A 23,006-nucleotide genomic window follows, 5' to 3' on the forward strand; every position below is an offset into this window, starting at 1 on the left:
CGAAGCCGCCACCCGCGGCTTCGACCACCCCGAAAGACGTGCGCTACTGTTCGGAGCCGGCCTGGTCCTGCGAGTCGAGCTTGGCGAAGTCGACGTCCAGGTGCGGCTCGTATGCCTCCGGCGCCAGGTCGAGCTCGTGGGTGGAGTACTCGCCGAACCGCATGATCTTCTCGGTCAGGTAGGGCGAGACCTCCGCCAGGTCCTCGGGCTCCACCTTCCAGCCCTCGGCCTGCAGCCCGCGCACCGCCTGGGCGATGTCCAGGGTGTTGTGGAAGATCAGGCAGTTGCTGAGCAGGGCGTGGAACTTGACCGCCTTCTCCTGCTCGACGGGGTCGTTGTCGGCGATGACGCACCGGTTGCCGAAGCGCACCCACTCGGAGAGGCCGTCGTACGCCTCGACCTTGTTGGTCGCGACCGTCGCCCGCCGGCGCATCTGCGGGTCCGTCAGGTACCGCAGCAGCTGGATGGTGCGGATCACCCGGCCCACCTCGCGGAACGCCGCGTAGTGGGCGTTCTTGCGCGATCCGGAGCGCAGGCGCCGCCGCCGCAGCAGCACGGAGGACACCTTGCCCTCGCGCATCGACAGCACGACCCGCATCAGGTCCTTGAAGTGTTGCTCGATCAGGTCCCAGTCGATGACGTTGCGCCCGGCCTCGCCGAACAGCGCGTCGATGTACACGTAGGAGGTCTGCCGGGTGGGCCGGAAGAACACCAGGTCCTTCCAGTTGCGGATATTTCTTTTCCCTTGAGTTCCTTGGGGTGTCAGCGGGCAGTGCCCGTGCTGAGGCTTCGCTGGCCTGTGGTGTCTGCTGTGGGTAGGGGCCTTGGCCAGACGTTGAAAGGCCGTCGGGATTGCTGAAACAGTCGTCTCCTTACTGATGGACGTATGACATTGGTGAAGGTGAGGGGCGGCCATGACGCTGGCTCTCGTGCACGACTTGCGCTCGGCCCGGCCGGTGCCGAGCGTCGAGGACCTTGATGCCTTCGAGCAGGACTTGGTGGCTGGCTTCGTGCTCGCTCGGTCGGCGGCCGGGGTGGAGGACAAGTCGGTCCAGGCGGAGATCCGTGCGATCTCGGAGTTCCGGGACTCGATGGACCGCCACCTGTGGACAGCCCGCCCGGATGACGCCGACCGGTTCCTCGGCGCCCAGCGGCACGGCCAGGCCCACAGCACGGTCAGCGCGAAGGCGTTCGGGATTTCGGTGTTCTTCGAGTTCCTGGAGTTGCGGCATCAGGCCGAAATCCATGCGTTGACCGGCGAGTTCGTGCAGTGCCCGATCGACGAGATGAATCGGCCTCGTTCGGGCTGGGGGCTCAACCTGAGGATCCCGCCCAGCGATGTCGAGGTCGCCTGTCTCTTTGATGGGTGGAAGGACCACGTCCTGACGGCGCGGAAGTTCCTGCCCGAGGCCCGCAACTACACCGCAGCCAAGGTGTGGTCGCAGGTGGGATTGCGAATCGGTGAGTCCTCGCGCCTGGACATGCCGGACCTGCTGTGGGAACTGGGCCCGTTCGGCAAGGCCCACGTTCGCTTCGGCAAGGGCTCGCGCCGACGCGGCCCCAAACCGCGAATGGTGCCGCTGATCAACGGTTCGCGCGATCAGTTGGCGTGGTTCATCGAGGACGTCCGCGGCCAGTTCGACGACGCCTGGGACCGACCCGGCGCCCCCGTGTTTGTATCGGAACGACGCAGCAAGGACGGCACGTGCAACCGCATCAGCACCGAGGCCCTGCGCACCGGTCTGGCCCGCGCCGTGGAGCGTCACCTGCCGTCCTGGTGCGGGAGGCTGACACCGCACGTGCTGCGGCACTATTGCGCGTCGTCGCTGTACTGCAACGGCGTGGACATCATCGCGATCCAGGAACTGCTCGGTCACGAATGGATCGCCACGACCATGGGCTACATCCACGTACTGCGTACGCATATCGAAGACTCCTGGGTGAAGGCCGCGAGCCGCTCAGCGGCCCGGCTCGGTGGGGTGAGGACATGAAGTGGGACCTGCGGATGGCCGCCGCGCGGCGGGAGGTCTGGAAGGCCAGCGACATGCGGCGGCTCTTGGCCGAGCACGGTCTGGAGATCAGCGTCGGCAAAATGTCCGGGCTGTGGTCGGGGCAGCCGACCTCCATCCGCCTCGATGACCTGGAAGTCATCTGCGCGGCCCTGGACTGCGGTCCGGAGGAACTGCTGCTGCGCGAGCCCAGAAAGATCACGACCGTCCCAGCGGAGGCGCCTCAGGTTGACCAGGCCGTGGGCGGCCGGCCTGCGGTCAGGCCCGTGCGTCGATCCGGCCGCAGCGCGCCGCCATGAATGAGCGGAAGAACCTCTCGCCACTCCTGCGGGCGGCCCTGGACGGCGAGTTGGTGTGTGTCCGATGCAAGGTGCGGCCGCCGCGCACGCCGAAACACCGTTGTTGCTGGGAGTGCGGCTGGCCGGCCGATCCCCCTCCGCCATGCAAGGGCTGCGGCGGGGAGTGCTGGATGTCCGGCTGGTGTCGCCGCTGCCACCCGCACCTCAACTCGCGCAGCAGACCCCGCTCGTGCCGTGTCTGCTTCGCGTAGGGCCTCATGGACGGCTTCACCTGCAAAGCCTGCCGCAGCTTCGCGAGAACGCATGCGGTCGGACGCTGCACGACCTGCGGGCGTACTGTCCCGCTGGCCGATGGCCATTGCCGGCTATGCCGCCACCAGGCCCGCATACTGACCGCGGGAACCCACGCGAACGGCCCCTCGGCCGTGCACCTCGTCCCCAGCACAGGGCAGCAGTTGTTTCTCGCCGACACCTTGCGGCGCATCAGCCGGTTCAACCCGCCCGACCAGCACCGCCGCTACCACTGGCGATCCCCTGCCAGCGACGCCGGCTCGCAACACGGCGTGATGCCGCAAAGGCCGTCTTGGCCGGTGCAGCCGGAACTCTTCACGCTGCCCTGCGATAGCGTGCCGCTCAAGATTCTTCGCGACGACGATCCACGCCTGGCCTGGTACGCACATCTGGCCAGGGCCGTCGACCGGATCGGCGACGTGAAGGGCTGGACAAGCGGTGTCCACAGTAGCGTTGCCCTCACCCTGGAAGCCGTGGTCGCCATCCACGAGGCGGGCACCCCGTCTACTCGGCATCCCGGATCGCCCGGCTCGGCGACGGCGGTCACCGTAACGTGGCGCGCACACTCGAGCTCCTGCAGTTTCTCGGCCGCCTCACCGACGACCGCCCCGACCCGGCAGACCTCTGGCTCGCCGAGCATCTGGCAGGTCTGCCCGATCCGATCCGCACTGACGTCGCCGACTGGGTCGACGTCCCGCGGCGCGGGGACGCCCGCCACTTCCCCAAGTCCGAGCTGACATGGAAGAACTACCTCCTCCAAGCGCTGCCGATCCTGACAAGCTGGGCCCGCCAGCACACCACGCTGCGCGGGGTCACCCGAGACGAGATCATCACCGCGCTCCAACACCCCACACCCCGCGGCGGGGACGGGCACACCCGGCTGACGGCACTGCGCTCGCTCTTTGCCTTTCTCAAGGCCCGTCGTCGGATCTTCACCAATCCCACCCGTCGACTGAGCCGTGACCTGACACGCCGACCCCAGCCCCGCATCCCCACCCGGCTCCCCGAAGCGGCCTTCGCTGAACTGGCTGCTCATGAACCCGACCCTGCCGAGTGGCTGATCCTCGTACTAACCGGCCATCAGGCCCTGACTGCGGCTCAGATCCGCGCGCTCACCCTGACCAACGTGGACATACCCAACCGCGATTTCGACCTCGGCGGAGCACACCGCCCTCTCGACAACCTCACCCACGCCGCCATCGCCCGCTACCTGGACTACCGGCACCGTAGATGGCCACGGACGGCCAATCCGCACCTGTTGATCACCCAGCAGACCGCGCACAACACCGAGCCCGTGAGTAGGGTTTGGCTCCGGTATGCCGTGCGTGACCGGCAAGCGACCCTCAGCAGACTGCGCCAGGACCGTATTCTCGACGAAGCCGAAGCCGTCGGGATCCCGGATCCACTCCACGTCGCCGCCATTTTCGGTCTCAACCCCGACACCGCTCAGCGCTACGTCGACGCCTTCTACGGCCGCACTGATTCCTCCGCTCCCGGATAGCGCGCCGTTCACGAGTTAGCTCGTAGGCGGTTCACGAGATCCCGTCCGATCACTTCGATCGGGCGGGATCTCTGTGTTTCCACGCCATGAAGGCCGCAGTCGCCCGGTAAGCAGCCAAGCTGTGAGACGCTACGCGATCATAGAGACCGCCGCAGAACCACCACAAGCAGCCGTTCAGCGCCGAGGCCCCGCGAAGGCTGTGGCGAGCTGGTCGAGCAGGGGCGCTGCCCAGGGGTGGGGGTCACGGCGTGGTGTGACCGTGTAGATGCCGCGGGTCGGGGGATCGACGAGGCCCACTGTGGTGACGTCGGTCCGCAGCGCGCACGTCAGCACCCCGGGTATCAGCGCGATGGCGTGGCCGGTTGCGACCAGGGCCAGCTTGCCGGGCAGATCGGCCGCGGTGAGGTCGATGCGGGCACTGACTCCGGCGCGGGCGGCGTGCTGGCGCAGGAGCGCCGCCGAGCCGTCGTTGTCCTCGACCCAGGTCTGGTCGGCCAGCATCTGCATGTGCACTGGGCCGCCCCCGGCCTGCGGATGGCCGACGGGCAGGACGACGATCATGTCGTCCAGCCCGAGGAACCGTCGATCGACCCGCGGGTCATTGGGGAGCCCTGGCGGTGCATCGGTGACGACGGCCATGTCGAGATCGCCGGCGACCACACGGTTGTGCAGTTGTCCGCTCAGGCCGGGAAGCAGGCTCCATCGGATGGATCCGGCTTGCTTCAGCAGGTTCCGGATGGCCTCGGGGACGATCCCTGCGGCCAGCGAGGGTGTCGCACCGACCACCAACGGCCGGTCATATGCCCCGTCACGAACGTCTCGTGCGGCACGAACGGCGCGGTCGGCCTCGTTGAGCGTGGCCAGGGCGTGGCGCCGGAACACCTCGCCGGCAGGCGTCGGACGCACACCGCGCGCATGGCGTTCCATCAGAGGCACGCCGAGCTGCCGCTCAAGCCCGGCGATCTGCCGGGAGACGGCCGACTGCGTGTGATTGAGCTCCGCGGCCGCGGCCGACAGCGACCCGAGTCGGCACACGGTCACGAAGGTCCGCCACACCGTCAGTTCCATGGAACCAGTATGACCAGCCAGTATGCGCATCCCGCAGGGCTGTCCTGCAAAATCTGCGCTTGTCGCAGCCATCGCCGTGCACCACTGTGGCGCGCATGACCACACCGCACACGATCGCCGTCCTCGGCCTGGGGCGCATGGGCGGCGCGATCGCGACACGACTGGCTGCTCAGGACTGGGACGTCGTCGGCTGGACACGCTCCGGGCGCACATCGGGCGCCGTCAAGATGACCAACGATCCGAACGAGGCAGTGGCGAAGGCTGACCTCGTGCTCCTGGCGTTGTTCGACGGTCCGGCCTGCCAGCAGGTCCTCGACGACGTCCGGGATTCGCTGCGACCGGATGCGATGGTGCTGAACACCAGCACCATCGCCCCCGCCGAAGCGTCTGAGCTGGCCCGGCAGATCGGCCCGTCCTACGTCCATGCGCCGGTGCTCGGCTCTGTGCCGGCTGCTGCCGCTGGTGCCCTGCAGATTCTCACCGCAGCTGGCCAAGACGCGCTTGATCGAGTCCGACCGGTTCTGGAAACGCTGGGCACCGTGCGGTGCGTCGACGACGCCTCCACCCCCGCCGGGCTCAAGCTGATCGCCAACAACAGCCTCGCCGGTGCCGTCGTCGCGCTGCGTGACTCGCTTCGGCAAGCCGACGCCCTCGGCCTGTCCCGCGCCCAGGCGCTGGACGTCCTCGAACTCGGCCAACTCGGCGGGCTCGCGGCCCGCAAACGACCCTTCCTCGCTCGCCAGCCGGCCGCTGGCACGGCCGACTTCACGATCGGTGCGCTGGCCAAGGACATGGCTCTGCTGGCCGCCGCGTCGAACACCCCCCTGCGCAGCGCAGCCAACCTGGCCGACACTCCTGCCGACCCTGAGGCCGACATCGCCGTTGCCGCCACGGTCCCCGCCGTGGAGGACGCCGTGCTCGAACCGCTCCGCGCCTACACCCGCGGACATGCCACCGGCGACCCCGCCCACTTCCGCGACGCGTTCCTGCCCACCGCACACATCGAGGGAATCCGGGACGGGGCATTCGTGTCGTGGCCCCTGGACGAGTACTGCGCTCTCTTCCAGGGCCGGCCGGCCCCGGACGAACCGACCCGCTCCCGCCGCATCGACGCCATCGACGTCCACGGCACCGTCGCCACCGCAACCATGACGCTCTCGCACGGCGCGGACAGATTCACCGACATCTTCCTGCTGGTCCGCGCCCACGACACCTGGCGCATCGCCAACAAGGCTTATCACCGGCACTCCTGAGAGGACGGAGATTCCGGAGAGACAGCCGTTGAGCTTCCTCAAGGCCGCCCTTGTGCAGATGCTGGCCTCGTACTGCGGCCTGTGCCCTCTCGCCTTGGTCCGTCCCACCACGAGTGGGAACACAACCGGAAGGCGAGGAAGCCTTGCCATCCAACGAGCCGTTTTTACCCTCCAGTTCGCGCTCAGAGCCCTTCGGAAATGCTGAACTCGTGGTCCCCTTCTCGGCATCAGCTCGAGCCCCAGCAAGTGGGCCAGGCTGAACACCGGGTAGCTCTGGCCCTGGGTGTCCGCGTGGATCGTGGTCGGCTGGATCTCGGACTCGTTCTTCAGCAGCCCCTCGATGATGTACACCGCCTCCCACACCCCGCAGGGGATGAAGTGGGTGAACAGCGAGATGTAGGTGTCGGCGACGTGGTGGTAGGCGATGCCGCCGGGCCGGCCGTAGCGGATCGAGGTCTCGGCGACCAGGTTGTTCGGGTAGGTGTCCATGTGGGTGCCGTCGGCTGCCACCGCCGTGCCGTCGCCCCAGGCCCGGGCCATGTCCAGCTGGCCGTGGGCGTTGACCACGTCGGTGATCGCCTGGTTCAGCTTGGCGATGGAGAAGTGCCGGTTCGCCGTGGCGGACAGCTCGTGCCCGCTCACGCCGTTGATGTGCAGGGCGGCCTCGTAGGGGCCCATGTCGGTGCCGTTGACGAACGTCGTGATGACGTACCGGCCGAAGGCGTCCTTCAGCTTGGGGCCGTGGCCGGAGGCCGGCCCGAAGCGTCGCCACCACTCGATCCAGTACGCGGTGCGGGCCAGCACGCCGAGCAGGGACCGCTCGGGCAGGCGGGACTTGATGGTTTGCTCCAGCTTCACCGCGCTCGGGCGCCGCGCGTCCGCCTTGTACTTCTCCAGCGTGGGCACCCCGCTCTTCGGGTCGATGGACAGGCCCTCGTTCTCCGGGCAGCCGGAGTCCGCGGCGGCTGCGGCCTCGGTGAGCCGGTCCTGCAGCTGGGTGCGGAACGCGCTCGCGTAGAACGGCGTCTCGTCGCCGGGCTCTCGGAAGCCGACCTCGACCAGGTAGGCCGGCAGCCGCTCCTCCACCTCACGCCATCCCAGCAGCTGCTGACTCCAGTCGGCGTACTCCTCTGAGCCGGTGACCGCGATGTCGCCGCACCGCAGCTCCTCGGCGAGGTTGAAGAGCGCCATCGCCTCGAAGCGTCGGCGTACGTACGCGCCCGGCCGGGTGCGGTCCCGCACGATCTTCTGCCAGTTCTGGGTAGCGAAGCGGATGTCCACCACCCCGGTGTCCCGGCCCTCGTCGTCCTGGCCCCGCACCGGGACGTAGTCGCGGGAGTTGCGGAACCGCAGCAGGTGCTTGAAGGCGTCCAGCACCCGGCTGTCCTCCCTGGTCGCCACCAGCTCCAGGCTCTCCAGCAGGTTCAGCATCACCGAGCGGTCGGCCTTCAGGTGCCCGTGCATCAGCACCTCCCAGTTGTCGCCGTGGTGGGCGGAGACCTTCTCGATCTGGGAGTACTGGGCGTCGAACCCGCCGAAGCCGTCCACCGCCGAAGTCACGCTGAACAGCCCGTTGGACTGCACCATCAGCCCTTCGGCCAGCTTCAGGAACGCCGCCGCGACCTGCCGCTTCAGTCGCCGGTTCACCTCCGAGGCCCCGGCCGCCTCATCCAGGCCCTCCAGCGCGTCCAGGGTCTCCTTGGTCAGCGCTCCGGCCTTGGCCCGGGCGGTCTGCGTCGGCCCGTCGGTGTCCACCTGCCGCAGCAGGGTGCGGTAGTTGCCGATCAATCCCTCCACGATCGCACCCGGAGATGCCCGAGCACAGCCTGGTGGTCCTCATCGGCCCGTCCGGCGCCGGGAAGTCCACGACCGCGCGCACCTGGCCCGCCTCACAGGTCCTGTCCCTGGACGCGCTGCGCGAGGGCGTCAGTGACGACTTCTCTGTCAAGTTCAGCGTGTCGAAGTGAATCGCGGCCCACGGGTGGCTGCTACGAAATCCTGACTTGGTTGACCTGGATTGCGAAGAGGGCGTGGAGGAGTGAGCCGGGCCGGACGGCCCGGCTCGCCGACCGTTCCCCGGAGGGCTGGCGAATTACGCGAGCCCAGAGCTGCTGGGAAGTACCAATGCCGAGTCCGCGTGGAGCGTGATGCGCACCGGTGTGAAGGTGGTGGCGTCTACCGGCGACTCACCGGTGCCGGGATTGCGGGCGTAGCGTGGGTGGGCGCCTGCGCTGATCTGCCAGCGCATGCGGTGGCCGACGGGGAAGCGGTGGGCGATGGAGCTCATCGGCACGGTGACCTGTGAGGGCGCCTGTCCAGCCGTTCGGAGTCGGCTGAACCCGTCACAGATGTTGACGGAGCGGCCTTGCGGGTCCACGTCGCACAGGCGGGTGAAGGCATCGGCGTGTCCGGTGTCCGTGGAGATGCTCAGCCGTGCGGAGACTGGGCCCAGGATGTCCATGGGCTCGGTCAGTGGTGGGCCGGTGAATGTCAGGACGTCGTCTCGGGCCTCCAGGGTGGCGTTGTTCCGGGGCCCGGCGGTGCGGGAGAGGAGTGGGCCGCCGAGGGAGGGGGTGGGGTCGGCCGGGTCGTAGCGGAACGCCGTCACGGGTGCGGAGTCCGTGGGGGCCTGCTGGGTGAGATGCCCGCCGGGGACGGGGTACCACGAGGTGGCAGCCGCGGCTGGCGGCCAGTCGTCGAGGTCCCGCCACGCGTTCTCGCCACCGACGTGCACGCGCACCGCGGTGGGACGCAGGCCGGAGGGATCGGCGTACAGGTGGGCGCGCAGCCACGCGAGGCTCTCGGCGAATACCTCGGGCCATCCTTGCTGCAGAGCGGAGGTGTGGGTCCAGGGACCGACGAGCAGGGCAGTCTCACATCCGGCCTGGCGTAGCCGGTCGTACTGCTCGAAGGTCTGGTCGGCCAGTACGTCGTGCCATCCGGTGATCAGCGCCGTGGGCACGCGGAGCCGCTGCGCCGACTCCGCCAACGACGCGCCGTGCCAGTAGGCGTCCTTGGCGTCCGGGTGTGTCATCACGTCGTCCAACCAGGGCAGTTCGCTGCCGAAGGCTGACACGTACGCCCCACGCAGGGGTTGCGCGGTGGTGATGTCGCGCAGGCGGCGCTGCAGGCGCAGCGTCGCCTTGAGGAACGGTGCCATGCCCTGGTGCTGGTAGTTCATGCCCACGCCCACGGCGAGGGCGTTCTCCAGGCGAAGCGCACCGTCTGCGTGGAAGAAGGCGTAGGGATCGTGCAGCCCTACTTGCACCACCATTGCCTTCAGTTCTGGCGGTGGGTCCAAAGCGAGGGCCCATTGCACGTAGCCCAGGTAACTGGGGCCGACGGTCCCCAGTGTTCCGTTGAACCAGGGTTGCTCGCGCAGCCAGGCCACCGTGGCCTGGGCGTCGGCGGCCTCGTTGTGCCACAGATCGAACATGCCGCCGGAACCTCCGGTGCCGCGGCAGCTCTGCAGGATCACGTGGAAGCCCTGTTCGGCGAAGAGCAGGCCGTACTGGGGTGACCACGGCAGGCCTCGGCCATAGGGCGAGCGGACCAGGAGGGTGGGGAAGTCGCCCTGGGTGCGCGGGAAGTAGTGGTCAGTGATCAACGGGCTGCCGTCGGCGGCCGGCACCGACAGTCCCGGCTCCCACCCGGCCTCGTGCCGTTTCGCCGGCAGACCTCGCCAGGTCGCCCTCATCATGCGGGAGGACAGCGGCGGTTTTCCGGCGGGTGGTATCCAGCCCGGTCTGGCTACGGCGTCGGGCGTGCGTGATGGCATCGTTTCCCTCCTCTATTCTCGTACGATGTACGAGAATAGAGGATGCTTGGATGACCTTGGCAAGAGCCGCCTCAACAACCTGGGGAAGGAGTGCGAGGTCGTGTCCAGTGACGGAAAGTCCGGTGCCGAGAGCGTCGATCCCGAACAGCTCTGGCTGCGTCCCGCCGAGCCGCGCAGGGGCCGCAGGCCCTCCTTCAGCCGGGAGACGATCACCGCGGCGGCCGTCACTCTGGCGGACGCGGAAGGACTCGACGCGGTCACCATGCGGCGGGTGGCCGCCGAGGTCGGGGCGGGCGTCATGTCGCTCTACAGCTACGCCCCTGACAAGGAGACGCTGCTGGAACTGATGGTCGACCACGTCAGCGGCGAACTCACGGTCACGAACCCACCCAGCGGCGACTGGCGTGCCGATCTGAAGACCGTGGCCCGACTGCAGCGCGACCACATGCTGCGCCACCCTTGGCTACCCGCCGCCTTGTCCACCCGTCGTGTTCCGGGCCCCAACACGCTGGCCTTCCTGGAACACGTGCTCGCCGTCCTGCGGCCCACCGGGCTGGACGGTGCAGCGAAACTAGAGGTCTTCGCCCAGATCACCGCATTCGTGGCCGGGCACGTTGCCCATGAGATGGCGCAGGCCGCAGTCTCACGATCACCGGACCGGGCCGCAGCCGAGGGCCGCTACCTCGCCGCTGTCGCCGCCGACGGCTGCCATCCGGAACTCGCCGAAGCCCTTGCCGCCCCCGGACGCCCCCTCACCCCCGACGCCACCTTCACCCGGTTCCTCAACCGCCTGATCGACGGCCTCGATACTGACTGATGCCATGCACCTGAGACTGCCGTCCCGCCCGCGGCACCTCCGAGGAACAGACCGTCGCCCTCTCCAAGGCGCCCAGGTCGCGACAAAGGCTGCCGCCAGCTCTGTTTCAGGCGGTCGACCAACTACGGGGCTTGACCCGGGATCGTGGACACCGGTTGTCATGCGGCGGTGGTCAGCGTGACTGATCGTTCTTCGAAGGCGTTCGGGCTGATCTGGCCGATGCTGGAGTGCCTCTGCCTCCTCCCCGGACGGTTCCCGAACTGGTCGCCGAGGATCCGAACCGGGTCTGGTCGTGGGACATCACGAAGCTGAAGGGGCCGGTGAAGGGCGTCTACTACTGCCTCTACACGATCATCGACATTTTCAGCCGCTACACCGTCGGCTGGATGATCACCGCTCACGAGAACAAGGACCTCGCGGAGCGTCTTCTGTCCGAGACGATCGCCAAGTACGGTATCGAACCGGGCCAGTTGACGATCCACTCGGACCGAGGGTCCCCGATGGTTGCGCAGAACGTTGCCCAGATGATGGCGGGTCTCGGCGTCACCAGGTCGCATTCCCGGCCGAAGACATCGAACGACAACCCCTTCAGCGAGAGCCAGTACAAGACCCTGAAATACCGGCGCGACTTCCCCGACCGTTTCGGATCCCTCGAGGACGCCCGCGCGTGGTGCACCCGCTTCTGCTCCTGGTACAACCAGGAGCACCGGCACTCTGGGATCGGCCTGCACACCCCCTACGACGTGCACTTCGGCCTCGCCGGACAACTCCGTGAGATGCGAGCCGATGTCCTGGAGGCGGTCTACGCGAAGCACCCCGAACGCTTCGTCCGCCAACCCCCCGAGCCTCCAAAGCTCCCCGCAGCGGCCTGGGTCAACAAGCCGGCACCAGCAGGGATGGCGTCCCACTTTGTGGTGTAGCCGATCAAGGCTAGGGCGTACGCCCCGGGGCGTGTGGTGATGGGGATTCCGCTCCCTGCCCAGCAGGCGGGCCACCTGCAACTCTCCTTGGTGAACGGCCAGTTCAACCCGGGAGGTGCACGGTGGCCCTGTCTCAGTCTGACCTACTCCGCCTGCTGGAGTCACTACGTTCGGCGGACGGGCTCGAACTCGTCCGTTCGGTGGCCGAGCGGATGCTCCAGGAATTGATCGAGGCCGAGGCGAGCGCGAGGATCGGCGCGGAGTGGAACGAACACACCGACACCCGCACCGCGCTGCGCAACGGGCACCGGGACAAGACACTGACCACGCAGGCCGGCGACCTGGACCTGGGCATACCCAAGCTGCGCTCGGGCAGCTTCTTCCCCAGCCTGCTGGAGCGCCGCCGGCGCATCGACCAGGCCCTGTTCGCCGTCGTGATGGAGGCGTACGTCCACGGGGTGTCCACCCGCTCGGTCGACGAGCTGGTCAAGGCCCTCGGTGCGGACAGCGGGATCTCCAAGAGCGAGGTCTCGCGGATCTGTGCCGACCTGGACACCCAGCTGACCGCGTTCCGCACCCGGTCGCTGGACCATGTCCGCTTCCCCTACATGTATCTGGATGCGACGTACTGCAAGGCCAGGGTCGCCCACCAGATCGTCTCCCGGGCCGTGGTGATCGCCACCGGTATCACCGAGGACGGCGGCCGCGAGGTGCTGGGAGTGATGGTCGGCGACAGCGAGACCGAGGTGTTCTGGACCCAGTTCCTTCGCTCCTTGCGCGAACGCGGCCTGAACGGGGTCCGGCTCGTGCTCGGCGACCACCACTCGGGCCTGGTCAAGGCGATCCGCAAGGTGATCATCGGTGCGGCCTACCAGCGGTGCAGGGTGCACTTCCTGCGCAACGTCTTCGGCGTGATCCCCAAGGACGCCGCCGAGATGGTCGCCGCCACCATCCGCACCATCTTCGCCCAGCCCGACCAGGCCGCCGTTCGCCGCCAGCTCGACACGGTCGCCGACATGCTCGGCGCGCAGTTCCCGCAGGTCAAACAGATGCTCCTGGAAGCCAAGGACGACCTGACGGCATTCGCAGCCTTCCCCGAACGACATTGGAAGAAGATCCAGTCCACGAACCCGCTGGAGCGGGTCAACCGAGAGATCAAGCGTCGCATCGATGTCGTCCAGGTCTTCCCCAACGACGACGCGCTGCTGCGGCTGGTCACCGCCGTGCTCTTCGAGATGCACGACGAGTGGATCGCCTTCCCCCGCCGCTATCTCCCCGAGGGCAGCATGGACCAGATCTACCCCGCCGAGCTCCCCGAAAGCGCCCCCGAGCTACCCAACACCACCAACACAACCGCCGATTGATCGGCTACACCACGACAAGGGACACAACCCCAGCAGGCCCACGGATACCGGCGCAACGTTAGAACGACCTACCTGCCTTGATCGCTTTGACAGGTTCCGGTGGCGTCACATCACCGCGTCTGTTTCCAGCGGCCCGGCGGTGATGCGCAGTGTCCGGATGCGAACCGGCTCTTCCTGGTCGAGGTGGAAGATGTGCATGAACGGGGCGCGCACCACCTGGTCAGGTTGGGACTTCTTGGCCATGGTCGCTTCGCCGTGCAGCAGGCGAACTCCGTCGCCCGCGGTCCAGAACTCCACGGCCTCGTGGGTGATGTTCAGTGGTGCGTCGATCTTGACGAAGAATTCCTTGATGGCCTCGACGCCGTGGATGTGCGCGGCGCCGAAGAACATGTCCGTGTCCTCGGTCAGGGGCGCGAAGCCCTCACCGAACTCCAGGGTGTCTATGGCGTCCATGAACTTCAGGACCCAGCCGGGCACGGCCGTCGCTTGTGCTATGTCTGCCATGGTGGTGTTCTCCTGATCAGGGCGCGGCGGGCGGGGCGGCGAGGAATGCGTCGATCTCGGCGTTGACGCCGTCGGGGTTCTCGCGGGCGGCGAGGTGGGCCGTGTGCTGCAGCACACAGAAGGTGCTCCCCTCTATGGCGTCGGCCATTTTCCGTACCACGTGCACGGGGAACTGACTGTCCTCCTCACCGGCGATGATCAGGACGGGCACGTTGCTGATGGTGTTCAGACGGCGGTGCTCGTCCTTGCGGCCGATCAGGATGCTGCGCAGGGCCCAGGCCACGGACTTCGGATCGTCGTTGAGGACGAAGTTCGTGAACTCCAGGAAATCCGGGTTGGTGGCTTCGGCGGTAGGGCCGGCGAACGCGGCGCGGGCGGCCTTGGCGGCCAGCAGGGGCATCTTCGCGTGCAGCGAGAGGAACGTGGCCAGCCCGGTGGCCCACATGCTCTCGAACATCGTGGGAAGTGAGGCGGTGCAGTTGATCCCGATCGCCGCGGTGGTCCGCTGCGGGTAGTACGCCGGGAAGACCCCGGCAAGCATGCCGCCCCAACTGTTGCCCACCAGAACGCACTTGTCGATGTCGAGTGCGTCGAGGATCTCGACGAGTGCGTCGGCGCACTCCTTGAGATCAATGATCTTGCGCAGCGCGTCGGACTTGCCGTGTCCGGGGCTGTCGACGAGCACCAGACGGTAGGTCGGGGCGAAGTGCTCGTACTGGTACTGCCACATGGTGCCGTCCATCATCAGGCTTGGCCAGCACACCATGGCGGGGCCGTCGAAACGGCCGCCGACGCGGACGTTGATCAGCCCCAGCGAGGTGGGGATCAGCTTCTCGGTGACCTCTTCGAGCCAGTTCGTGGTCATGATCAGCCCTCTCCGTGACCGAGGCGACATTCGAAGGTGCTAGTAGCATAGCAAAACTAGTATGGATTCACTACTAGTGTCGCGTTCACGGCGAGGCCGTGAGGGGATCTCACGCCGGCGGCACCCGGCACCACGGGAGCCGCCTTCCACGGACTGCCCCTGTTCGACGCCTCCTTCCTCGGCAGGCATCGGCCGCAGGGTCGAGGCCTCGACCGGCTGATGGCAGCTGCTGCACGCGAGATACGGACTGGTTGGGTTCCCACACACCGTGTGCATCAACAGGTGCCGCATGACGTCACCGTCGGTTGCATAGGTCTCGGCCCAACGCGTGATGGCCGCGATGGCGGGGACTACGAGTGCGCCCGACTGAACAGCCTGACCGACCTGGGCCTGCTCACCAAGCGTGCCTACCGTCATGCCAGGTCACCGCTTCCTCGTCGGGAGCGGACAGTGTGGTGCCGTCCACGGCGACCAGGCGCAGGCCCTGCTCGAAGGCGCAGGACGGGCGGTGGTCGGCCACTGGTCCGGCCAGGATCGAGAACAGGTGGCGCAGGGGTCCGCTTCCCAGTCGGCGCCGGGCACGTGCCAGCGACGAGGGGCACGGGCGGGCCACGGGCACGCTGCCCAGTCCCGCCGTGAGCTTGGCCCATACCGCCTGGTAGGAGGATCGCTCGAAGAAGGCGAGGGCCAGCACGAAGTACACCACGACGCGCGCCGGGAGCAGTCGTACCCGCTGTGTGCGGACACCGGTGTCCTCCAGGACCGCGTCGACCAACTCGGGGTCGATGATCTCGGTCAACTCGCCGAGATGGCCAGGCGCGTACACGTCCGGGGCTGTCGCGCCGGACCGGACCTGACTGAATTCTGCGGCAACGGGACCTCCGGGACACTCGCAATGGCTTCGACACCATGCGAACTACCAGAGGTCCCGCCCTCTTGACAGGGCGCACACATGCTTAACGCACTGGCGTTGCACGAGACGGGACACCATCCAACCGCGCCTCCGCACCGAGCAACAGACGCCCGAGTGGAAGGCTCGCTACGCAATCCGCTCCGGAGTGGTGGGAACCGTCAACGAGTTCGCCCACGGACACGGCATGCGACGCTGCCGCTACCGAGGCCCGAGAAAGGCCCGCATCCAGCACGTCCTGACGGCCATCGCCGTCAGCATCGAGCGCCTCGGCGCACTGCCGCCAAGCGACGAAGCACCCACGCCGCCGGCCGACTGCCTTCCAGAACCACCTCGACCAGCGCGAGATAGCCCGGCCGAAGTCCTGGCGAACCCTGGGCAGCTGACCTCGGCACCTCCAAGATCCCCGACTGTGAGGATGGGGCGGCACCGCTCGAGGGTCTGACCCGATCCCCGATTGACGCTTCGGCTGTCCTCACTCTGAATCGTCGACCTTTCGGGCGGTGCCACCCGCGTGTACCGCTCGGCGATCGTGACCTCATAGAAGCGTGACCCACGTGGTCCCATCACAGTCGTGTCCGTCCGCCGGTCGGTGCGCGCGAGCCAACTCGCCGCGCACGGAAGGAACCCGGCCACCATGTCACAGCCCATCGAAGTGATCGGCGGGATCGACACCCACACCGACTTTCACCAGGCCGCCGCCATCGACACCATCGGCCAGCACCTGGCCGCCGAGGCCTTCCCCACAACGCCTGCGGGCTACCGGGACCTGCTGGAGTGGCTGCGTTCCCACGGCCGGGTGCTGGTTGTGGGCATGGAGGGCACCGGCTCCTTCGGCGCCGAACTCGGCCGCTACCTCCGAACCAACCAGATCACCGTCATAGAGGTGGACCGACCCGGCCGTCGGGCTCGTCGGGCGGCAGGGGAGTCAGACTCCATCGACGCCTACGCCGCCGCCACCGCGGTACTCGCCGGCCGCGCCACAGGCACGCCGAAGCACCGCGATGGCGCGGTCGAGGCAATCCGCGGACTGCGCGTCGTACGCGCCAGCGCCGTCAAGACCCGCACCCGGACCATCAACCAGATCAAATCGCTGATCATCACCGCATCCGCTGAGGTCCGCGAAGCGCTCCGCTCGCTGACTACCACCGAGCTCGTCCGACGGCTGGCCGTCAGCCGTCCGGGCACCGATCTGGCTGCCCCGGCCACAGCCGTAAGACTGGCCCTCAAGCGCCTGGCCAGGCGCTACCGGCATCTGAGCGAGGAGATAGCGGACGCGGACCGCGACCTGCGCGTCCTGATCGCCCGCACCGCACCGGGCCTGCTCGCGCTGACGGGCGTCGGGACCGAGACCGCCGGGCAGTTGCTGGTCACCGCCGGGGACAACCCCGACAGGCTCGCATCCGAGACCTCCTTCGCCCACCTGTGCGCCGCCGCGCCAGTGCCAGCCTCTTCCGGGCGTACCGACCGCCACCGGCTCAACCGTGGCGGAGATCGCCAGGCCAACCGCGCGCTGCACACAATCGTGCTGGTCCGCATGCGTCACGACCCGCGCACCCGTGACTACGTCGCCCGGCGCACCCTCGAAGGACTCAAGACGAAGGACATCTTCAGGGGCCTCAAGCGCTTCGTCGCGCGCGAGGTCTACCACCACCTGACCAGCGCATCCAGCGGCACACCCGGGCCGTCTCCTACAGCTTGACGATCTATAGACGCTTCGGAGTCAAGCTGAGACAACACCCGTTACGGGACAGCCTTTGGCCGCAGACACCTGACGAGAGTGGCGAGGGTCCTCGACGTGCTGCTGGAGAACCCGACGTTTCGTGATGGATCCCAGAGGATGCCTACACGAGGGATCCGATCCAGCCATCTCACCTGAACCGCTATCAATCCCTCATTGGGAAGTGTCACTATCCAAGCTGTCGAGTCACTTCTCTCAAGGGGGACCCATGAAGCGACCCTGGACCCACAAGATGTCCAAGGCCTTAGCCGTCGCTGCCACTGCTGCCTGCCTCACACTCGGCCTCCAGGCCACCCCAGCGTCTGCGGATTCGGTCTGCGGGAAGGAAGTCGGCGGCGCCATCCTCACGAAGTACAACGAACTGGGAGGCGAAGGCGGCGTCCTCGGGTGCCCCACATCCGGCGAGCTGACCACCCCGGACGGCCGCGGCCGGTACAACACCTTCGACCACGGCTCGATCTACTGGACCGCCACCACCGGCGCCCACCCCGTCTGGGGCGCCATCCGCGACAAGTGGGGGGCGATCGGCTGGGAAGCAGGCAAGCTCGGCTACCCCGTCGACGATGAACTGACGAACCCCGACGGGCAGGGCAAGCGCCAGCAGTTCGAGGGGGGCACCGTGTACTGGCACCCCACCCGCTCCAACGGCGCCCACCCCGTCTGGGGTCGCATCGGCGAGCGCTGGGGGCAGGCCCAGTGGGAGGCCGGACGCTACGGCTATCCCATCAGCGACGAAGTCCAGGTTCCGGGTGCCAAGGGCCTCAGCCAGATGTTCGAGCACGGCCCCATCGCATGGTCTCCCGAGGAGACCCCCAATCCGCAGTACGCACAGGCGCGCGACCTGTACCTGACCCCGGTCAGCAGTACGCGTGACGGTGGTCGGCAAGAGGCCGCAAACCTGCTGCCCCTGGGAGGCGACCGGGGAATCGTCGTCGTACGCGGCTACATCGCCACCGACAACAATCCGGTGAACGACGTCATCGGCAACCACCGGCAATGGAGCACCGATCCGGCCGCGGAATCCAAGGTGACCGTTGCCTGGGACACCGAATCGGGCCGCGTCGGCGTTTACGTCGAACACTCTTGTGTCCACGCGCCCGGCACCAGCCTCGACGGATGCCGCGACGCCAAGCCCCTGGTCCGCACCCAGCACGCCGAAGTCGTCCAGGACGACCAGACCCCCCAGAACGAATACTGGGTCGTGCCCACCTCCGGCGGGGGCATCAAGGTCTCGATCTCGGCGGTCAACTCCTTTGTGGACGTGCCGGGTTACCAGTATGGAGACCTTGGCCGCATCAACGCCACGTTCTCCATCTCGCCGCACGCCTACGACGACAACAACAAGGCGTACACCGGCTTCGACGTGTGGACGCAGAAGGACAAGTTCCCGTCCTGGGAAGTCCTGCGTTACCCCCGTCTCCTCGATAGCGCCAGTGCCCCGCAGGCCAAATGGCAGGGTGCCGTCTGGCAGACCCACGTCAGCGACCTGTCGGCGCCCCAGCACACATGCAGTCGCTACAACCCGGACAGCTCGGACGCGACGCTGAACTGCACCGGGTGACACCCGCGAACTGAGAAACCCCCGCCCGCCTCCAGGCCGGCGGGGGTTTTCCGTGCGGAGGAGAAGCCCTGCCCGGGGACCGCTTCTAGGAGTTGGAAGGACCCACCTGCGCGACATAGATCGGGGTGGCGAGGATGGCGTGTACGGGCTCGTCCTGTCCTGGGCCCCAGACAGGAACGGTTCCCTCAAGGAGAGGTACAGCGAGGAACTCCAAGTGCTGTGCGGGTCCGCTGAGACGAACGGCGGCCGCTTCCTCAAGCCCGTGCTCATGCGCCTCTACTCGGGTGCGATAGTGCGAGTGACGATTCCTCTCTTCGGTGCGCCAGTACTCATCGAGCTCCGTGAGGCTGGAGATGTGCTCCCCGATGACCGCCATGATGCTGGGAGTGGACGAGAACGCAAACAGGCCGCGCTCCTCGGTCGGTCTTGCTCCCAGGACATGGTGCTGGGAGCCTGCCAGGATCACGAGGTCCGAGCCCTGTCGCCCCTTGAAGAATGCCGTGCTCGGTACCGTGGACCGTGTCTCGTTTCCCACGGTAACGGGATCGATCCTGTAGTTCATGATCCGGAGCCAGCCCCATTGCATGGGCATCGATCCGCGGAAGTAGTTCTGGCCGGGCGCCTGGACGGTGCCAACTTCGTGGTGAGTGTCGATGTAATGCTCGACCAGTCGCAACTTCGCCATGCGAGTCGCTTGGGGTGAATCAGCCTGCTTTATTGTCAAACTGGCCAGTTTGAGGTCGACTTTAGCCTCTGTGTTGATACGTCGACGCAGAGCCGGGTCGATCTGCTCGTACAGCATGTCGAGCTTGTTGTCGGAGACGTACACGAAGTACCGCAGCGGTGGCTGAGAGCGGCGAGGAAGGCGCAAGGGGGGCTTCCGATCGTCAAGGGCCATGTAGTGCAGGGCAATTGGACCAATGATTCATTCGTCCGCTCGATTCAGCTACCGATTCTGTCCCCCCGATGGTTGATCCAAACGAACCGGGCTAGCGTTGTCCCGTAACTGCTGGTCGTAGTGCGCCGGTAACGCCCGCTGGGTCAGCCGAAGGGGAGGTCGACGTCCTTCTCGATGCAGAGTTGCAGGACGACCATCAACTGGCGGGCGTCGTTGATGTGCCGTTGGAGAGGTGGGTCGGTGTTTCCGTCTTGAGGGTGGTCGGCGATCTCCTGAAGGCGGGGCAGGATCGCGGCGCACTGGACCGGCGTGAGGTCGGGGCCGTCATCGTCGGGATGATTGAGGAGTGGTGCCAGGGTGGTGGAGACGTCGTTCCACGGGCGCTGTCCGCCGAAGCCGTGCATCTCGTCCAGTGCGAACCCCTCGGCCTGTGCCAGCCACCGCCGGAACAGTTCGAAGCCGGTGTAGGACCAGGAGACGTCCGGGCTGCCGGTGTCACCGTCTCCTGGAAACAGAACGAGCCCCACATGTCCTCCTCGCTGACCGAGCCCACAGGATCGGCCTCAAGGAAGGGCGACAGCAACTGAAATGATCTCTCCGTGGCTGGTGTGATCACGGCGTCGCGGGTGAGCACGCCGACGACCTGCGGCGCGAGCGTGCGCAGCAAGTCGTCGACGTTGATTCATGTCCCCGACGAAGCAGTGCCTACGGTCTTCGGCCACTTCCGGCGCGTGTTGCGTCCCGGCGGACCACTGTTGCTCGGCTTTCACGTCGGCGACGGGTCGAGGCTGAAGACGCAGGGCTACGGCGGCCACCCGATGAACGTCCACGTTCACCGCCGCCAGCCTGACCGAGCGGCCGCCTGGCTACGCGATGCCGGGTTCACCGTCGAGGCCCAAATGCTGATCGACCCCGACGAGAGCGTTCTAGGTGCAGTCCTCTTCGCACGCCGTCAGTCCTAGCCACGCCAGCGGTCCGGTTGCGGCCGATGACACAGTGAAGTTGGACCACATCAACTGAGACAGCCTCCGGCATCCGCTCCCACTGGAACGGATGGGCGACACCAGCAGCGACAACCTGCTGACCGCCCTGGCCGAGGCCAAGGCGCGGCCTTTGTCGCGGGTGCTGTGCGCACTCGGCGTCCGCGGGACAGGACGCTCCATGTCCCGGCGCATCGCCCGGCACTTCGCGACCATGGACAACATCCGAGCCTCCAACGCCGACGCCCTGCAAGCAGTCGAGGGGATCGGCCCCGAGAAGGCACCTTCCATCGTCGCCGAACTCGCCCCACTCATCGACAAACTCGTCGCGGCCGGGGTGAACATGACCGAGCCGGGCGCCACACCCCCGCCTGCCACCACGGACAACGAGACCGTCACCGCCCCGGCTGCCGGTCCGCTCGCCGGGATGACGGTCGTGGTCACCGGCGCGATGACCGGGCCACTGGAACAGCTCAGCCGCAACCAGGCGAACGAGCTCATCGAACGGGCCGGCGGCCGCTCCTCCTCCAGCGTGTCCAAGAAGACCACCCTGGTGGTCGCCGGTGACAACGCCGGCTCCCAGCGTGCCAAGGCCGAAGACCTCGGCATCCGCCTCGCCACCCCCGACGAGTTCGCCGCCCTCGTCGCCGACTACCTCAACTGACGTCGCGCGGCAGGAAGTCGACCTCGATACTTCCGGGTGGCAAGGGCATTTGTCATCGTGAAGCATCCGGCCGCAGCTCTCCCCCGTAGCGACGGGCCGGACACCACGACCCGTCTCGCTACGACACGCGCCAGAGTCTCGTCGGCGGCTGGCAGAAGTAGCGCGGGCTCAGCCCCGTGAACGGGGCTGTCCAGGAGGGCTCGTACGCCGTGATCACACCAGCCGCAGCGAGAGCATCTCACCGTGACCCAGTAGTTACGAGACAACCTTCAGTTGATGATTTCGGCGCGGTCATCCAGACGGATTGCGGCCAGCCGGTCTCGCCACATCTGGAGAGCTTCGGGTGTCTGTCGCGTCCAGTCGGTGACCTCGCCAACGATCCGGAGCGGTTCCCTGCTGCGATAGGAGCGAGTGGGATTGCCCGGGAACTTCTTGTCGGTGACGTTTGGATCGTTCTCGAACTCCCCGGTCGGTTCGACGACATACACCCGCGGGGCCCCGTCACCGGCGGCGAGTTCGGCAGCGAGTCCCGCGCCGTCGCGCAACGCAGTGAAGTAGATATGGTTCATCACGATTTCGGGCCGGTAGTTGGAACGGAAACCGGCGGTGAGGTGATCTCCGACCCGCAGCTCGGCCTTCGTGCCGTGAAAGAACAGTCCCTCGTCCAACGTCTCGTCCATCGCCACAGGTTACGGCACCTACTTGTCCGCCCCTGCTGCGACCTTCTGTTCCATAGCTCTACGGGTCGTCACGCACCGCGTCGGCGTCCCAGGAGGCCGGCACAGCAGATGCTGCATGCCGTGCGGGATCGCGTGGCCGAGCCGTCACGGCACACGACCTCGACACCAGGATGTTCGCGCAGCCAGGACTCCAGCGTCGCGGCCTCTCGGTCGGGCAGGACCGCGACGCGCCTGCCGGTCTCGGCTTCCGTGATGATCGTGGCGTAGCGGTGGCGGCGGCGCAGGGCGAAATCGTCCACGCCGATCACCCGTGGGACTGTCTGCTGCGGCAGCGGCAGGCGCCGCAGATGGCGCAGCGCGGTACTTCGGGAAACGGGCACGGCCAGCAGGCCGGCCAGGCGTGCGGCCGCCCGGCCGCATAACTCCCGTGCCACCTGGGATATCTGCCCTGCGAGCCGCACCGTGCGGCGCTGATGGCGCTCCAGCAGTACGGGAATCTGCTCGCGGAAGGTCTGCCGCCAGCAGCCCAGGGCCGGACAAGCCAGCCGCCGTACGCGCAGGTGGTCGACGACCTGGCGGCCGTCGACCGGCACGTCCCTCACCGTTCGGCGGTGATAACCGTGCACCTTCGCCGTCGGCGTTCCGCACACGGGACACGGCACCGCGATATCCCGGGTCCGGGCGGAAACCACCACCGTGTTGCCGTCGTCCGCCACGTCCTCGACGACCAGCACCGAGAGACCCGAAAACACCATACCTATAAGGGAGTTGATATCCACCACAAGATCATGATCAAGGGCGGCTACCCGGCGTCACCACCGACTACGGAACAGAGCCGCTCGCTTTACAGACCCCATCCGAAGAGAAGGGCATCCGCTGGGGCTGACGCCCCCTCGCAGTCGC

The 23,006-nt window shown here is 67.3% G+C and carries 19 protein-coding genes and 5 pseudogenes; 13 read left to right on the forward strand and 11 right to left on the reverse strand.

Annotated features, from left to right (window positions below):
• Nucleotides 1–43: 43 nt before the first annotated feature.
• Nucleotides 44–916, reverse strand: a complete 873-nt coding sequence (locus GQF42_RS44345) for a Tn3 family transposase (protein ID WP_267906171.1) — start codon at nucleotides 914–916, stop codon at nucleotides 44–46.
• Between GQF42_RS44345 and GQF42_RS44350 the strand changes: the two genes are divergently transcribed.
• From GQF42_RS44350 to GQF42_RS44360, 3 genes are all read left to right on the forward strand, one after another.
• Nucleotides 915–1,991 carry a tyrosine-type recombinase/integrase gene (locus GQF42_RS44350; protein ID WP_158929509.1) on the forward strand — a complete coding sequence of 359 codons (1,077 nt, stop codon included), beginning with the start codon at nucleotides 915–917 and terminating at the stop codon, nucleotides 1,989–1,991. The two genes, GQF42_RS44345 and GQF42_RS44350, sit on opposite strands and share 2 nt — an antisense overlap.
• A complete protein-coding gene (locus tag GQF42_RS44355; protein ID WP_158929511.1) occupies nucleotides 1,988–2,308 on the forward strand; it encodes a helix-turn-helix domain-containing protein in 321 nt (106 codons plus the stop codon). The genes GQF42_RS44350 and GQF42_RS44355 overlap by 4 nt, the downstream gene beginning before the upstream one ends.
• 844 nt (nucleotides 2,309–3,152) lie before the next feature.
• Complete coding sequence (locus GQF42_RS44360; RefSeq protein ID WP_158929513.1) at nucleotides 3,153–4,100, forward strand: site-specific integrase; 948 nt, start codon at nucleotides 3,153–3,155, stop codon at nucleotides 4,098–4,100.
• 174 nt (nucleotides 4,101–4,274) lie between these two features.
• Here GQF42_RS44360 and GQF42_RS44365 read toward each other — a convergent pair whose 3' ends face one another.
• On the reverse strand, nucleotides 4,275–5,168 hold the full coding sequence (locus tag GQF42_RS44365; protein ID WP_158929515.1) for a LysR family transcriptional regulator: 894 nt from the start codon (nucleotides 5,166–5,168) through the stop codon (nucleotides 4,275–4,277).
• Nucleotides 5,169–5,263: 95 nt separating this feature from the next.
• On the opposite strand from GQF42_RS44365, the gene GQF42_RS44370 reads away from it, so the two are divergent.
• Nucleotides 5,264–6,421 (forward strand): nuclear transport factor 2 family protein, encoded by a 1,158-nt coding sequence (locus tag GQF42_RS44370; protein WP_158931336.1) that lies wholly within the window; start codon nucleotides 5,264–5,266, stop codon nucleotides 6,419–6,421.
• A 231-nt stretch (nucleotides 6,422–6,652) separates the two neighbouring features.
• On the opposite strand, the pseudogene GQF42_RS46795 reads toward GQF42_RS44370, so the two are convergent.
• Nucleotides 6,653–8,008: pseudogene (locus tag GQF42_RS46795) on the reverse strand (Tn3 family transposase); the annotation flags it as partial.
• A 224-nt stretch (nucleotides 8,009–8,232) separates the two neighbouring features.
• On the opposite strand from GQF42_RS46795, the pseudogene GQF42_RS44375 reads away from it, so the two are divergent.
• Nucleotides 8,233–8,358 (forward strand): annotated as a pseudogene (locus GQF42_RS44375) (AAA family ATPase); the annotation flags it as partial.
• Nucleotides 8,359–8,513: 155 nt separating this feature from the next.
• Here the strand turns inward: GQF42_RS44375 and GQF42_RS44380 are convergent.
• Nucleotides 8,514–10,199, reverse strand: coding sequence for a CocE/NonD family hydrolase (locus tag GQF42_RS44380; RefSeq protein WP_158929517.1), 1,686 nt, complete (start codon nucleotides 10,197–10,199; stop codon nucleotides 8,514–8,516).
• Between the two features lie 100 nt (nucleotides 10,200–10,299).
• Here GQF42_RS44380 and GQF42_RS44385 point away from each other — a divergent pair, with 100 nt between their 5' ends.
• The 3 genes and pseudogenes from GQF42_RS44385 to GQF42_RS44395 all read left to right on the forward strand — a co-directional run bounded on the left by GQF42_RS44385 (nucleotide 10,300) and on the right by GQF42_RS44395 (nucleotide 13,300).
• Nucleotides 10,300–11,016, forward strand: coding sequence for a TetR/AcrR family transcriptional regulator (locus tag GQF42_RS44385; RefSeq protein WP_158929519.1), 717 nt, complete (start codon nucleotides 10,300–10,302; stop codon nucleotides 11,014–11,016).
• A gap of 242 nt (nucleotides 11,017–11,258) precedes the next feature.
• Nucleotides 11,259–11,936, forward strand: a pseudogene (locus GQF42_RS44390) (transposase); the annotation flags it as partial.
• A gap of 122 nt (nucleotides 11,937–12,058) precedes the next feature.
• Nucleotides 12,059–13,300 carry an IS256 family transposase gene (locus GQF42_RS44395; protein WP_067049883.1) on the forward strand — a complete coding sequence of 414 codons (1,242 nt, stop codon included), beginning with the start codon at nucleotides 12,059–12,061 and terminating at the stop codon, nucleotides 13,298–13,300.
• A gap of 105 nt (nucleotides 13,301–13,405) precedes the next feature.
• Here the strand turns inward: GQF42_RS44395 and GQF42_RS44400 are convergent, their stop codons facing one another.
• The 3 genes from GQF42_RS44400 to GQF42_RS44410 form a co-directional block, all read right to left on the reverse strand.
• Nucleotides 13,406–13,804 carry a nuclear transport factor 2-like protein gene (locus tag GQF42_RS44400; RefSeq protein WP_158929524.1) on the reverse strand — a complete coding sequence of 133 codons (399 nt, stop codon included), beginning with the start codon at nucleotides 13,802–13,804 and terminating at the stop codon, nucleotides 13,406–13,408.
• Between the two features lie 16 nt (nucleotides 13,805–13,820).
• Complete coding sequence (locus tag GQF42_RS44405) at nucleotides 13,821–14,669, reverse strand: alpha/beta fold hydrolase (protein ID WP_199273006.1); 849 nt, start codon at nucleotides 14,667–14,669, stop codon at nucleotides 13,821–13,823.
• Nucleotides 14,670–15,063: 394 nt separating this feature from the next.
• On the reverse strand, nucleotides 15,064–15,495 hold the full coding sequence (locus GQF42_RS44410; protein WP_158929526.1) for a transposase domain-containing protein: 432 nt from the start codon (nucleotides 15,493–15,495) through the stop codon (nucleotides 15,064–15,066).
• Between the two features lie 163 nt (nucleotides 15,496–15,658).
• On the opposite strand from GQF42_RS44410, the gene GQF42_RS44415 reads away from it, so the two are divergent.
• The 3 genes from GQF42_RS44415 to GQF42_RS44425 all read left to right on the forward strand — a co-directional run bounded on the left by GQF42_RS44415 (nucleotide 15,659) and on the right by GQF42_RS44425 (nucleotide 18,881).
• Entirely contained in the window at nucleotides 15,659–16,024 is a 366-nt protein-coding gene (locus GQF42_RS44415) for a transposase (RefSeq protein WP_407699544.1), read from the forward strand.
• Nucleotides 16,025–16,216: 192 nt separating this feature from the next.
• Complete coding sequence (locus GQF42_RS44420; protein WP_158929528.1) at nucleotides 16,217–17,281, forward strand: IS110 family RNA-guided transposase; 1,065 nt, start codon at nucleotides 16,217–16,219, stop codon at nucleotides 17,279–17,281.
• Between the two features lie 247 nt (nucleotides 17,282–17,528).
• On the forward strand, nucleotides 17,529–18,881 hold the full coding sequence (locus tag GQF42_RS44425; RefSeq protein ID WP_199273007.1) for an LGFP repeat-containing protein: 1,353 nt from the start codon (nucleotides 17,529–17,531) through the stop codon (nucleotides 18,879–18,881).
• A gap of 85 nt (nucleotides 18,882–18,966) precedes the next feature.
• On the opposite strand, the gene GQF42_RS44430 is transcribed toward GQF42_RS44425, so the two are convergent.
• Nucleotides 18,967–19,710 carry a DUF7019 family protein gene (locus GQF42_RS44430; RefSeq protein WP_158929530.1) on the reverse strand — a complete coding sequence of 248 codons (744 nt, stop codon included), beginning with the start codon at nucleotides 19,708–19,710 and terminating at the stop codon, nucleotides 18,967–18,969.
• A gap of 212 nt (nucleotides 19,711–19,922) precedes the next feature.
• Nucleotides 19,923–20,306, reverse strand: coding sequence for a hypothetical protein (locus GQF42_RS44435; protein ID WP_158929531.1), 384 nt, complete (start codon nucleotides 20,304–20,306; stop codon nucleotides 19,923–19,925).
• Between the two features lie 72 nt (nucleotides 20,307–20,378).
• Between GQF42_RS44435 and GQF42_RS44440 the strand changes: the two genes are divergently transcribed.
• Together GQF42_RS44440 and GQF42_RS44445 are read left to right on the forward strand one after the other, a co-directional pair.
• Nucleotides 20,379–20,741 (forward strand): class I SAM-dependent methyltransferase, encoded by a 363-nt coding sequence (locus GQF42_RS44440; protein ID WP_267906172.1) that lies wholly within the window; start codon nucleotides 20,379–20,381, stop codon nucleotides 20,739–20,741.
• Nucleotides 20,742–20,817: 76 nt separating this feature from the next.
• Nucleotides 20,818–21,423 (forward strand): annotated as a pseudogene (locus tag GQF42_RS44445) (BRCT domain-containing protein); the annotation flags it as partial.
• Between the two features lie 269 nt (nucleotides 21,424–21,692).
• Here the strand turns inward: GQF42_RS44445 and arr are convergent.
• Nucleotides 21,693–22,103, reverse strand: a complete 411-nt coding sequence (arr, locus tag GQF42_RS44450; RefSeq protein ID WP_158929533.1) for an NAD(+)--rifampin ADP-ribosyltransferase — start codon at nucleotides 22,101–22,103, stop codon at nucleotides 21,693–21,695.
• Between the two features lie 131 nt (nucleotides 22,104–22,234).
• Nucleotides 22,235–22,885, reverse strand: a pseudogene (locus GQF42_RS44455) (ISL3 family transposase); the annotation flags it as partial.
• Between the last annotated feature and the right edge of the window lie 121 nt (nucleotides 22,886–23,006).

The organism is Streptomyces broussonetiae, from assembly GCF_009796285.1.
GTDB lineage: Bacteria > Actinomycetota > Actinomycetes > Streptomycetales > Streptomycetaceae > Streptomyces > Streptomyces broussonetiae.

What these genes read in the sequence shown, in the direction of transcription:
- GQF42_RS44350 (WP_158929509.1), top strand. Translation starts at nt 915, where the DNA reads ATGACGCTGGCTCTCGTGCACGACTTGCGCTCGGCCCGGCCGGTGCCG.
- GQF42_RS44345 (WP_267906171.1), bottom strand. Translation starts at nt 916, where the DNA reads ATGGCCGCCCCTCACCTTCACCAATGTCATACGTCCATCAGTAAGGAG.
- GQF42_RS44355 (WP_158929511.1), top strand. Translation starts at nt 1,988, where the DNA reads ATGAAGTGGGACCTGCGGATGGCCGCCGCGCGGCGGGAGGTCTGGAAG.
- GQF42_RS44365 (WP_158929515.1), bottom strand. Translation starts at nt 5,168, where the DNA reads ATGGAACTGACGGTGTGGCGGACCTTCGTGACCGTGTGCCGACTCGGG.
- GQF42_RS44370 (WP_158931336.1), top strand. Translation starts at nt 5,264, where the DNA reads ATGACCACACCGCACACGATCGCCGTCCTCGGCCTGGGGCGCATGGGC.
- GQF42_RS44380 (WP_158929517.1), bottom strand. Translation starts at nt 10,199, where the DNA reads ATGCCATCACGCACGCCCGACGCCGTAGCCAGACCGGGCTGGATACCA.
- GQF42_RS44400 (WP_158929524.1), bottom strand. Translation starts at nt 13,804, where the DNA reads ATGGCAGACATAGCACAAGCGACGGCCGTGCCCGGCTGGGTCCTGAAG.
- GQF42_RS44405 (WP_199273006.1), bottom strand. Translation starts at nt 14,669, where the DNA reads ATGACCACGAACTGGCTCGAAGAGGTCACCGAGAAGCTGATCCCCACC.
- GQF42_RS44420 (WP_158929528.1), top strand. Translation starts at nt 16,217, where the DNA reads ATGTCACAGCCCATCGAAGTGATCGGCGGGATCGACACCCACACCGAC.
- GQF42_RS44425 (WP_199273007.1), top strand. Translation starts at nt 17,529, where the DNA reads ATGAAGCGACCCTGGACCCACAAGATGTCCAAGGCCTTAGCCGTCGCT.
- arr (WP_158929533.1), bottom strand. Translation starts at nt 22,103, where the DNA reads ATGGACGAGACGTTGGACGAGGGACTGTTCTTTCACGGCACGAAGGCC.